At 64.9% G+C, this 12,111-nt stretch carries 8 protein-coding genes and 1 pseudogene; 7 read left to right on the top strand and 2 right to left on the bottom strand.

The genetic code is table 11. The features are described 5' to 3' along the window. A pseudogene (locus ACOJTD_RS15175) lies at positions 1-291 on the bottom strand (hypothetical protein); the annotation flags it as partial. Between the two features lie 309 nt (positions 292-600). Beyond that, on the bottom strand, positions 601-1,851 hold the full coding sequence (locus tag ACOJTD_RS15170; RefSeq protein ID WP_420133726.1) for a putative DNA modification/repair radical SAM protein: 1,251 nt from the start codon (positions 1,849-1,851) through the stop codon (positions 601-603). 168 nt (positions 1,852-2,019) lie between these two features. Here ACOJTD_RS15170 and ACOJTD_RS15165 point away from each other — a divergent pair, with 168 nt between their 5' ends. From ACOJTD_RS15165 to ACOJTD_RS15135, 7 genes are all read left to right on the top strand, one after another. After that, positions 2,020-2,805, top strand: coding sequence for an ImuA family protein (locus ACOJTD_RS15165; RefSeq protein WP_420133725.1), 786 nt, complete (start codon positions 2,020-2,022; stop codon positions 2,803-2,805). Then, the gene (locus tag ACOJTD_RS15160) at positions 2,693-4,291 is read left to right on the top strand and encodes a Y-family DNA polymerase (protein ID WP_420133724.1); all 1,599 of its coding nucleotides are present in this window, start codon (positions 2,693-2,695) and stop codon (positions 4,289-4,291) included. Before ACOJTD_RS15165 ends, ACOJTD_RS15160 begins: the two co-directional genes overlap by 113 nt. A gap of 186 nt (positions 4,292-4,477) precedes the next feature. Continuing rightward, entirely contained in the window at positions 4,478-8,047 is a 3,570-nt protein-coding gene (locus tag ACOJTD_RS15155; protein ID WP_420133723.1) for an error-prone DNA polymerase, read from the top strand. A gap of 311 nt (positions 8,048-8,358) precedes the next feature. Further along, positions 8,359-9,819, top strand: a complete 1,461-nt coding sequence (locus ACOJTD_RS15150; RefSeq protein WP_420133722.1) for a PAS domain S-box protein — start codon at positions 8,359-8,361, stop codon at positions 9,817-9,819. 118 nt (positions 9,820-9,937) lie between these two features. Further along, positions 9,938-10,120, top strand: a complete 183-nt coding sequence (locus ACOJTD_RS15145) for a CsbD family protein (protein WP_420133721.1) — start codon at positions 9,938-9,940, stop codon at positions 10,118-10,120. Between the two features lie 72 nt (positions 10,121-10,192). Further along, the gene (locus tag ACOJTD_RS15140; protein ID WP_420133720.1) at positions 10,193-10,552 is read left to right on the top strand and encodes a CsbD family protein; all 360 of its coding nucleotides are present in this window, start codon (positions 10,193-10,195) and stop codon (positions 10,550-10,552) included. Between the two features lie 656 nt (positions 10,553-11,208). Continuing rightward, positions 11,209-12,102: a dioxygenase gene (locus tag ACOJTD_RS15135; RefSeq protein ID WP_420133719.1), complete on the top strand. Its 894-nt coding sequence runs from the start codon at positions 11,209-11,211 to the stop codon at positions 12,100-12,102. Positions 12,103-12,111: the final 9 nt, after the last annotated feature.

Genomic DNA, 12,111 nt, shown 5'->3' with positions numbered 1-12,111 from the left:
GCGGGGGGGGAATTGGAAGGTGGGGTTATGCGTGGGCGGCGCTTTAGCGGACGATGGGGGGGCCGGATGGGTGGGTGGGGCCTGATGGAACGACGCCGCTGCTGCGGCAAACGACCCGGAGCCCGGAGCTAAGGCTCGCGGCGCCAACCCTGGCGCATCGAACAACTCCGGCTCGTCCCCCGCGACCGTCCAGGTCACATCCGCCGGCACCACATCCGCCAGCACCAACCCCCGCGCCGCCTTGCGCCAACCATCGAAATCGGTGTCGCTGTCGAGGCGGACGTGGTGCATGGTGGTGATTACTTCGTTCCCTGTGTGATTTTTTACTTCGTCTTGCCACTTGCTCACCGTCATCCTGAGGTGCCGCCGCGTAGCGGCGGCCCCGAAAGGATGGGCTGCAAGCACGCTGCGTGCTCGTGGCTGTCATCCTTCGAGGCTCGCTGCGCTCGCACCTCAGGATGACGGCTGTGCTTGTAGCTAATCATCCATCCCCGTCATTGTGAGCGAAGCGAAGCAATCCAGCTCAGTGCACTAAGCTGGATTGCTTCGTCGGCTGCGCCTCCTCGCAATGACGGCTTACTCAAACCCAAAACGGTCCCATCAAAACCCAAATCCCAGTTGCTGTGCCTTCGGCCGAAATCGCTCCGCCAGCCGCGCGCCGTCGAGCAAATATGTCGGCGGGCGGTGGTCGGGGAGAACGATGAAGGGGAGCGCCTTGTTCCTTGGGATGTGCAGCTTGGCGAGGTCGGCGGTGCGGATGGCGCTGTGGCGCCGCGTGTCAATGATGCGGTCGACCGCCTTGCGGCCGAAGCCGGGGACGCGCAGCAGGTCCTCGCGGCTGGCGCGGTTAACGTCGAGTGGGAAGCGGTCGCGGTGGCGCAGCGCCCAGGCCAGCTTGGGGTCCATCTCCAGCGACAGCATGCCGACCGACGGATCGATGATCTCCTGCGCGCCGAAGCCGTAGAACCGCATCAGCCAGTCGGCCTGATACAGCCGATGCTCGCGCACCAGCGGCGGCGCCTGCAGCGGCAGCGCGCGGCTGGAATCCGGGATCGGGCTGAACGCCGAGTAGTACACCCGCTTGAGATTGTATGAGCCGTAGAGGTTGGCGCTAGTGTCGAGGATGGTCTGGTCGGTGGCGGCATCGGCGCCGACGATCATCTGCGTACTTTGGCCGGCCGGTGCGAAACGCGGCGGCCTGGCGCGGCTCGGTTGTTTGCGTGCTTCGGCCTTGGCCTCGGTCGCCTCGTCGAGCCGCAGCCGCAGCCGGCCCATGGTGCGGCGAATAGCACGGACGTCCTTTTCCGGCGCCAGCTTGGCCAGGCTATTCTCCTCCGGCACTTCGATGTTGATGCTGAGCCGGTCGGCGTAGCGGCCAGCCTTGGCGATCAGCGCCTCGTCGGCTTCGGGGATGGTCTTGAGATGGATGTAGCCGCGGAAGTGATGCTCTTCCCGCAGACGCCGCGCCACCTCGACGACCTGCTCCATCGTGTAGTCGGCGCTGCGGATGATGCCCGACGACAGGAACAGCCCCTCGATGTAATTGCGGCGATAGAAATCGAGCGTCAGCTGCACCACTTCGTCGACGGTGAAACGGGCGCGCGGCACGTTCGACGAGGCGCGGTTGACGCAATACAGGCAATCGTAGTTGCAGGCGTTGGTCATCAGCACCTTCAGCAGCGAGATGCAGCGGCCGTCCGGCGCGTAGGAATGGCAGATCCCCATGCCGGGCGCGGTCGAGCCCAGCCCCTTGCCATCGCGGCTGTCGCGTTTCTCCGTGCCGCTCGAGGCGCAGGAGGCATCGTACTTCGCCGCATCCGCCAGGATGGCCAGCTTGCGCTGCACGTCCATATGGGAATCTCCTTGATTCAACTGCCGAAAAAATTTTGCTCCGGGGACTCGGGCTGAACCCGATTGACTCTCTCCCGGGGCAGGGATTTATTAGAACATATCATGAACAAATGAGCCGGCAACGGGTTCATCGACTCTCCTAACTGGCAGTGAATAAAGGAGCGGCGCATGGACGGCGCGCGCCACAGCATGCTTGCGCGCCTGAAGGGCGAGATCGACCGGCTCGAAAGCGGGACGGCCGAGACGCTGCGCCGCGTGCCGCTCGGCCATGCGGAGGCTGACGCCGTGCTGCACGGCGGGCTGGTCGCGGGCGCGCTGCATGAAGTGTTCTGCGACGGCGCGCAAGCCCCGGCCGCGACCGGTTTCACCGCCGGCGTAGCGCGGCGGCTCGCCGATCAGCGGTTCCTGCTGTGGATCCGCCAGGATTTCTCCGCGCGCGAAAACGGTGAACTGGCGATGGAAGGCTTCGCCGAGCTCGGGCTCGATCCGCGCCGGTTGGTGATGGTCCGCGCTCCCGATGCCGACAGCGCGCTCCGTGCTGCCGCCGATGCGCTCGGCTGCAACGGCCTCGGCGCGGTGATCACCGAGCTGTGGGGCGAGACCCGCGCGTTCGATCAGGTCGCCTCCCGAAAACTGACGCTGGCGGCGCAGGATAGCGGCGTGACCGCGCTGATGCTGCGCCTCGCCGCGGCGCCGCAAGCTTCGACAGCGGAGACGCGCTGGATGGTGCGGGCGGCGCATTCGCCGCCGAGTGAGGATTGGGGCGCGCCGGTGCTCGACACCTCGCTCATCCGCAATCGTCACGGCCAGACCGGCCGTTGGATCATGGAATGGAATTGTGATGCGTGCCAGTTCCGTGAACCGCAGACGCATTCTCGGCCTGTGGCTGCCGAGGTTGCCGACCGATCGGTTCGAACGTCAGTTACTAGCTCCGAACGCCGGCTCGCCGGCTGAGGCCTCGCGCCCGCCGCGCGTGGTCGCCGCCAAGCGCGACAACGCGCTGGTGGTGGTCGCCTGCGATGCGCGCGCCAGCCAGGGCGGCGTGCTGCCCGGCATGCCGCTCGCCACCGTGCGGGCGATGCATCCGGCCGTCGATGTCATCGATCACGATCCCCACGCCGACGCAGTGCTGCTCAATGCCATCGCCGACTGGTGTGATCGTTTCACGCCGCTGGTGGCGCTCGACGGTGCCGACGGGCTGTTGCTTGATATCACCGGCTGCGCCCATCTGTTCGGCGACGAAGCCGCGCTAATGAGGTCGCTCACGACCTCGCTGACGCGGCAGGGCTTCGAGACCAGCGCGGCGATCGCCGGCACTGCGGTGGCGGCGCGGGCGCTGACCCGCGGCGCGCCGCGCAGCATCGTAGCGCCGGGCGAGGAGAGGCGAGCGGTGGCGCCGCTGCCGGTGGCGGCGCTCGGCGTGGATGACGCGATCGTGCGCGGCCTGCGCCGGGCCGGGCTCAAGATCATCGGCGAGGTGTTGGCGCGAAAGCCCTCCGAATTAGCTGCCCGCTTCGGCGAAGACTTTATCGCCGTGCTGCGTCAGGCGACCGGCGACGACGACGCGCCGATCTCGCCGCGCAAGCCGGCGCCGGACTACGTCGTCGACAAACGCTTCCCCGAGCCGGTCGCCACGACCGACGTGATCCTGCCGACTCTGCTGGCGCTGGCGAAGCTGCTGATCGCCGCGATGGAACGCAGCGGCAAGGGCGCGCGGCAGCTGGTCGCCAGCTTCTTCCGCAGCGACGGCGCGGTGCGCAGCATCAGCGTCGAAACCGGCCAGCCGGTGACGCGCGTCGAGGTGGTGCAGCGGCTGTTCGCCGAGAAGCTGGACGCGCTGGCCGATTCGCTCGATCCCGGCTTCGGCTACGACCTGATCCGGCTCGCCGCCAGCGTCAGCGTGTCCACCACCGAGGCGCAGCGCGGCTTCGACACCACCGCGCATCAAGCCGAGGATGTCGCCCTGCTGGCCGACATGCTGGCGGCACGGCTCGGCGCAGGGCGGGTGGTCCGCTATCTGCCGCAGGACACGCACATCCCCGAGCGCGTCGCGCTGGCCGTGCCGGTGCAGCATTGCCCGCCGGACCCCGGCGATGCGCCGTGGCCGGCGCGAGCCGACACCCTGCCGCTCCGCCCGCTGCGGCTGCTGCAACAGCCCGAGCCGATCGAAGTCACCGCCGGCACGCCGGAAGATCCGCCTGCACGATTCATATGGCGCCGTGTTCACCACCGCGTCATCCGCGCCGAAGGACCCGAACGCATCGCCATGGAATGGTGGCGTGCCGCGCAGCCGGGCCTGACCCGCGACTACTTCCGCGTCGAGGATGAAACCGGCGCGCGGTTCTGGCTATATCGCAATGGTCTTTACGAAATAGAGGTGATGCCCGAACCCGACGGCAGCGGCCAGCCGCGCTGGTACATGCATGGATTGTTCGCGTGACGAGGTCCCCCAATCGTGTCCCGGGCGCGATGCGGCACGCAGTGCCGCTTCGCAGACCCGGGACCCCGGTTAAGCGCGTGCAAGACAACGGGGCCCCGGATCAGCAGCGCACCACGCCGCAAACGCGGCGCGCTGCGCTGCATCCGGGGCACGCTGTCTCGCTTGTCATCGAGCGCTGAGCCCCCCATGAGCGCGCGCTACGCCGAGATCGGCGTCACCACCAATTTCTCGTTCCTGGAAGGCGGTTCGCATCCGCAGGAGTACGTGCATGAAGCGAGCCGGCTCGGCCTCGATGCGATCGGCATCGCCGACCGCAACACGCTGGCCGGCGTGGTCCGCGCCTATAGCGAGCTCGACAACAAGGACCTCATCCACAAGCCCAAGCTGCTGATCGGCGCGCGGCTGTGCTTCATCGACGGCACGCCGGACCTGCTCGCCTATCCGACCGACCGCGCCGCCTACGGCCGCCTCTGCCGCCTGCTCAGCACCGGCAAACTGCGCGCCGAGAAGGGCGAGTGCCATCTGACGTTTGGGGATTTGGAGGAGTTTGTTAACGAGGCATTGGCTGCGCTCCACGAGCCTGCGACGTCCATCCATCAGCTCTCAACGCCGTCATGGCCGGGCTCGTCCCGGCCATCCACGTCCTTCGAGCTATCCACCTCCTTCCAGCCATCCGCGTCTATCCTGCAGTTCCGTTCGCAAGGCGTGGACGGCCGGGACAAGCCCGGCCATGACGGAGGAAAGCGCAAGGGGGAGGGATCCCAAATTCTGCTAGTGGTGATGCCATCTTATCGCTTCCAGACGAAGACCATCGCCGCCGCACTCGCGCGTCTGACCGAGCTGACGCCTCACGTCTGGCTCGGCCTCGCCCCGTATTATCGCGGCGACGACAAGCGGCGGCTGGATCGGCTGCGCGGTGCCGCAGCGGCGGCGAAAGTCCCGTGCATTGCTACTAACGATGTGCTGTATCACCACCCCGCAAGGCGTCCGCTGCAGGACGTGCTGACCTGCGTGCGCGAGAAGACGACCATCGATAAGATCGGCCGCCGGCTGGAAGCCAATGCCGAGCGGCATCTCAAGCCCGCCACCGAAATGGCGCGGCTGTTCCGCGGCGATCCCGACGCTATCGCCGAAACGCTGCGCTTCGCCGCGCAGATCACGTTCTCGCTCGATCAGCTCAAATATCAGTATCCCGACGAGCCGGTGCCGCCCGGCAAGACCGCGCAGCGTCATCTCGAAGATCTGACCTGGGCCGGTGCGCATAAATCCTTCCCGAAGGGGATTCCGCCGCGCACCAAGAAAGTGCTGCACAAGGAGCTGCGGCTGATCCGCAAGCTCGGCTACGCGCACTACTTCCTCACGGTGCACGACATCGTGCAGTTCGCCCGCTCGCAGAACATCCTGTGTCAGGGCCGCGGCTCGGCGGCGAATTCGGCGGTCTGCTACGTGCTCGGCGTCACCGCCGTGAAACCGACCGAGGTCGACCTGCTATTCGAGCGTTTCATCTCCAAAGAGCGGCTGGAGCCGCCGGATATCGACGTCGACTTCGAGCACATCCGGCGCGAAGAGGTGATGCAATATGTCTATCGCCGCTACGGCCGCCACCGCGCCGCGATCGTCGCTACCGTCATTCACTATCGGCCGCGATCGGCGATCCGCGATGTCGGCAAGGCGTTGGGGCTGACCGAGGACGTCACCGCGGCGCTGGCCGACACGGTGTGGGGCAGTTGGGGCAAGGGCCTCAACGACATGCAGGTCAAGCAGGCCGGTCTCGATCCGGCGAATCCGATGATCGCGCTGGCGGTCGAACTGGCCACCGAACTGATCGAATTTCCGCGGCATCTGTCGCAGCACGTCGGCGGTTACGTCCTGACGCAGGACCGGCTCGATAGTTACGTGCCGGTCGGCAACGCCGCGATGGCGGATCGCACCTTCATCGAGTGGGACAAGGACGATATCGATGCTTTGAAGATGATGAAGGTCGATGTGCTGGCGCTCGGCATGCTGACCTGCATCCGCAAATGCTTCGACCTGATCGACGAGCACAAGCGCGAGCGCTGGACACTCGCCAGCATTCCGCGCGGGGTGCCCGAAGTTTACGACATGCTGTGCCGCGGCGAGTCGCTCGGCGTCTTCCAGGTCGAGAGCCGCGCGCAGATGAACATGCTGCCGCGTCTGAAGCCGCGCAAATTCTACGACCTCGTCATCGAAGTCGCGATCGTGCGGCCCGGCCCGATCCAGGGCGATATGGTGCACCCTTATCTGCGCCGGCGAAACAAGCAGGAGCAAGTCAGCTATCCGTCGCCGTCGCCGCAATACGGCGACAAGGACGAACTGCACCGCGTGCTGCACAAGACGCTCGGCGTGCCGCTGTTTCAGGAGCAGGCAATGCGCATCGCCATCGAGGCGGCGAAGTTCACGCCCGAGCAGGCGAACGGCCTGCGCCGCGCCATGGCGACGTTCCGCAATGTCGGCACTATCGGCAAGTTCGAGTCGATGATGGTCGAGAACATGGTGGCGCGCGGCTACGAGCGCGCCTTCGCGCAGAATTGCTTCGAGCAGATCAAGGGTTTCGGCTCCTACGGCTTTCCCGAAAGCCACGCCGCGAGCTTCGCTCAGCTGGTCTATGCGTCGTCATGGCTCAAACACGTCCATCCCGACGCGTTCTGTTGCGCGCTCTTGAATTCTCAACCGATGGGGTTCTACGCGCCGGCGCAGATCGTCGGCGATGCGCGCGCCAACAAGGTCGAGGTGCGCCCCGTGGACGTATCGTTCAGCGAGGGCCAGTGCACACTGGAAGAACGAACCGGCAAGTATCACGCGGTGCGGCTCGGCTTCCGCATGATCGACGGCTTCCGCTGGGCCGATACGGATGAGGAGCGGGTGCGGCGCGACGCCGGCGAGCCGCCGAGCGATGATTGGGCGGCGCGCATCGTCGCGGCGCGGGCGAGGGGGGCGTTCACCTCACTTGAGCAGTTCGCCCGCATCACCGCACTGCCGAAGCGCGCTCTGATCCTGCTCGCTGATGCCGACGCGTTCCGTTCGCTCGGGCTCGATCGCCGCGCGGCGCTGTGGGCGGTGCGGCGGCTACCGGACGACATGCCGCTGCCGCTGTTCGAAGCCGCCAGCGCGCGCGAGCAGGAGGATGAGCACGCCGCGCCGTTGCCGGCAATGCCGATGGCCGAGCATGTCGTCGCCGATTATCAGACGGTGCGGCTATCGCTGAAGGGCCATCCGATGGAATTTTTGCGCGCGCTGTTCGCGGTCGAGCGGGTGGTGACGTGTAACGAGGTGTCGTCGACACGTAGCAGCGGCCGGCGCGCGCGCTGCGCCGGCGTCGTGCTGGTGCGACAGCGGCCGGGCAGCGCCAATGGCGTGATCTTCATGACCATCGAGGACGAGACCGGCATTGCCAACATCGTAGTGTGGCCGGCCATCATGGAGAAATTTCGAAAAGAAGTGATGGGGGCGCGGCTGGTGCTGGTCGAGGGCAAGGTCCAGGCGAGCCCGGAAGGCGTCGTACATCTCGTCGCCGAGCGGCTGATCGATCGCAGCGCCGAGATGGGACGGTTAGCCGACGGCCTGGTTCGTCCGGCGCTGCCGGATGGTGCGAACCTATATGAGCAACTGACGTCCGAGAAGCAGGGCCACGAAGCCCTCAACGGCGACCGCCGGGACACACCCGACGCCCCCGCCCAGCGCCATCGCCACCCCCGCGACGTCCGCATCCTGCCGCCGTCGCGGGATTTTCACTGAGCCAGTTTTCGTCATGTCATCGCAACCCGCCGACGCTCGGCGTGACTGAGCTGGCCTTTTGTCGCTGCTGCGCCGCTCGTTCGCAAAGAGTCGTTCTGTGCGCCGGGGAACAATCCGTCGTGACCCGGGTTCCCTCGCAGCTATGAAGGCTGGTCGGGATGACGACGACGAACACAAATACTACCAATACTCGCAGAAATAATAACCGGAAAAAATTACAACTTCATATGAAGTAGCTGCCCCAACTGCTTCATATGGCGCTTCGATGGCAACTTCTCATCGCGTAGATCAGTCAGGCAACGAGCGTTCTCTTGGATCATCTCGTCAATCGCAACCAGCTCCAGTTGATCATTGCCGGCCTGACCGAGGGCGTGATCCTGATCGAACCCGATCAGAGCATCAGTTGGGCGAACGAATCCGCATTGGCGATGCACGGCGTGACCGATCTCGACCAACTTGGGCGCACGGTCGATGAGTATCGGCGCAACTTCGCGCTGCGCTATCGCAATCACCACGTGCTGGAGCAGGAGCAATATCCGGCCGAGCGGGTGCTCGCCGGTGAAGCGTTCTCCGACGTCGTGGTTGTCGTCGAGCCGCGTCGCGGCGAGGGCCGCGAGTGGATTCATCAAATCCGCAGCCTTGTCATCAACGACGTCGAGGGCAAGCCCGACTGTCTTGTGCTGGTGATCGCGGACGTGACCGAACGGTTTGCGGCGGAAGCTCGTTTCGAACGCACCTTCAACGCCAATCCCGCACCCGCGATCATCTGCCGGCTGGCCGATCAGATCGTCGTCAAAGTCAATCAGGGCTTTCTCGACATGCTCGATCTCGAGCGCGATCGTGTCAACGGTCAGTCGATCGAAGCGATCGATCTGTTCGCCGAAGCCGACAATGCCGACAAGCTACGCGAGCGCCTCGCCGAAGGCCTCACCATTCCGCAAACCGAGATCCGGATGCGGCTAGCGAAGGGCGGCGCCAAGCTCGTCATCATGGCGGGTCAGCCGATCCAGGTCGGCGAAGAGGACTGCATGCTGTTCACTTTCGCGGATCTCGATTCCCGCGAAAAGGCCGAGATGTCGCTCAAGCAAAGCGAAGAGCGTTTCGCCAAAGCATTTCAGCTGTCGCCCGTGCCGACGGCCGTCATGAAGCTCGCCGACCTTAGCTTCGTCAACGTCAACGCGGCCTTCGTATCGCAGTTCGGCTATGGCGATGCCGAACTGATCGGCCGTCGCCCGGCCGACATCAAATTATGGGGGCGTGCCGAGAGCAGGCAGCAGTTCGAAACCGCCATCGAACAGACTGGCCGCATCGCTTCACTCGAGGCCTGCCTGACCTGCCGCAACAAGAATGAGGTCGACTGCCTGGTATCGGCCGAGACCGTGACGATTGCCGGCACAGCCTGTGTGCTCGCGACCTTCCTCGACATCACCGAACGCAAGCGGACCGAGCGGGATCTGATGCACGCGATCGACGCGACGATGTCGGATGCCTCATGGCTCAGCAAGGGCATTCTCGAAAAGCTCGCCGCGCTGAGACGGCCGTCAGCCGAGACGTCGCAACCCAAGCCCAGCCAGAAGCTGACCAATCGCGAGCGGGAAGTGCTCGGCCTGATCTGCCAGGGCCTGAGCGATCCGGCGATCAGCAAGCGGTTGTCGCTGTCACTCAACACCATCCGCAATCATGTCGCCTCGCTGTATCGCAAACTCGGCATTCACCGGCGCACCGAAGCCGTCGTCTGGGGACGTGAGAATGGCTTCATTCCCAAGGCCTGATCATCCAACCCTGACGAATTGGTGCGGCTGCACTAGCCATCTGGTGCTTTTCCATCATTGGCTCTCGGCGACGAACTCTTAGCTCACGGATCTAACGACAACCTGGAAGGAGACAGACATGGACAAGGACCGCATCGAAGGCAAGGCGACCGAACTCAAGGGGTCTATCAAGGAAGCTATCGGCAAGATCACCGGCAGCGACGACCTGAAAGCCGAGGGCAAGGCCGATCAGTTGGCGGGTAAGGCTCAGGCCAAAGTCGGTGAAGCCAAGGACGCCGTCAAGGATGCGCTGACGAAGTAATTTCAACCTCCATCGACCACGCAACTCGCTCGATCGCCGGATGGTCCGGCTCGTGAGCGCAAAGGAGACATCATGGATATGGATCGCATCAAGGGTGCCGCCAAGGAGTTCGGCGGCAAGGTCGAAGAGGCCGTCGGCAACGCGGTGGGTGACGAACGTACGCGGGCGTCCGGCGTCGGCAATCAGATCGCCGGCAAAGGTCAGAACCTTTACGGCCAGGCCAAGGACACGCTGCGCGATGCCGGCGATCGCGCCGATCAGGCGCTGGGCGATGCCGGTGAACTCGCCGAGAAGGCTTACGGCGAGGGGAGCCGCTATGTGAAGAGCGCCACCAATGATCTGGCCCAACAGGTTTCCAATCAGCCGCTGCTGTCGTTGGTGGGAGCCGCTGCGGTCGGTTTCCTGGTCGGCGTGCTGGTCAGCCGCAACTAACCGAGGCAGCAGTTAAACAATGGCTTCGGCCCGCACGGCTTCGAAGGGAGCCCTGATCTCGTTCTTCGCGCCCGTCTTCGGCGCTGCGGCGGGCGCCTTTTGGGGGCCCCGCTACGGAGCTTCGGTGCCGCGCCGCGACCTGGCGTGAACGCGCTAGCAACCTGTAAGCCATCATGATCCGCCATCATCGGCATTCGCCGATGGCGGCGGATCATCGCTTTTGAGAAACGGTGCTCTCCTCGGCGATGTCTCGAGCGCCGTGTGCCGATGCTTCCAACCTGTCGTAGTTTCTCCGCGCAAACAGCGCAGGCGCCACTGGGTCCACTGCGGGCTCTGCAACTTGTCAGTCCGCAGCGCGGGTGAAGGCGGCGAAAGCCCGCCGGATGACGCGGAGCGGCGTGCATCGTGGCCGTCTCCGGAAGCACGGACCTGATTGCCCAGACCGCCACCTCCTGTGGGGCAGGGATTCTCGCAAAACTCGGGAGCGCCGCGAGGCCGATGCGGCCTGCCGAACCAGGCAATGTCCTTCCCTGGGCGCCCAGGCTCAAGTGCAGGCATGGCGGCCTCGTCAAAATCGTATTCGACCTGACCCGCGCAACGGCCTACACAGACTCGTCGTCCGGTTCGCACGCCGGCCTCCTGCAAGGGGACAACCCGTGGTCATCAAGAATCCCCAGGACGTCACCACAGCTGCGCTCGCGGTGATGGAGCAGACGACCGATCCGCGTCTGCGGGAAATCATGGTGTCGCTAGTCCGGCATCTGCACGATTTCGTTCGCGACGTCCGCCTGACCGAAGACGAGTTCAGGACGGCGGCGAAGACCATCAACGAACTCGGCCAACTGTCGACCGACAGTCACAACGAGACCGTGCTGATGGCGGGCTCGCTCGGCATCTCGTCGCTGGTCTGCCTGCTGAACAATGGCGACAACGGCAATACCGAAACCTCGCAATCGTTGCTCGGCCCGTTCTGGCGGCTGAATTCGCCGCGCGTCGACAATGGCGGCAGTATCGTGCGCTCCGATACGCCGGGACCGGCGCTGTTCGTGCGCGGGCGTGTGGTCGACCGCAGCGGAGCGCCGGTCGCCGGCGCCGAGGTCGACGTCTGGCATGCGTCGCCGGTCGGACTCTATGAAAATCAGGATCCCGACCAGGCCGACATGAACCTGCGCGGCAAATTCACCACCGACAGCGACGGCTATTTCTGGTTTCGCACCGTGATGATGATCGGGTATCCGATTCCCACCAATGGCGTCGTCGGTCGTTTGCTGAAGGCGCAGAACCGGCATCCGTATCGACCGGCGCATTTGCATGCGCTGATCGTGAAAGAGGGATTCAAGGTTCTGATCTCGCAGATCTACGACCCAGCCGATCCGCATATCGAGGACGATGTTCAGTTCGGCGTGACGCGCACGCTGCTCGGCGATTTCGTCCGGCACGACGAGACCCACCCCAGCAAAGCGGATGTCGTCTCGCCTTGGTACTCGCTCGACCATGTCTATGTCATGGAAGAGGGGCGGGCGATGCTGCCCATGCCGCCGATCAAGTAGTTCTGGCTG

Source organism: Rhodopseudomonas sp., from assembly GCF_048594845.1.
Classification (GTDB): domain Bacteria; phylum Pseudomonadota; class Alphaproteobacteria; order Rhizobiales; family Xanthobacteraceae; genus Rhodopseudomonas.
Note: the sequence above shows the minus strand (reverse complement) of the source record. Positions and strands in the feature narration are given on the sequence as shown.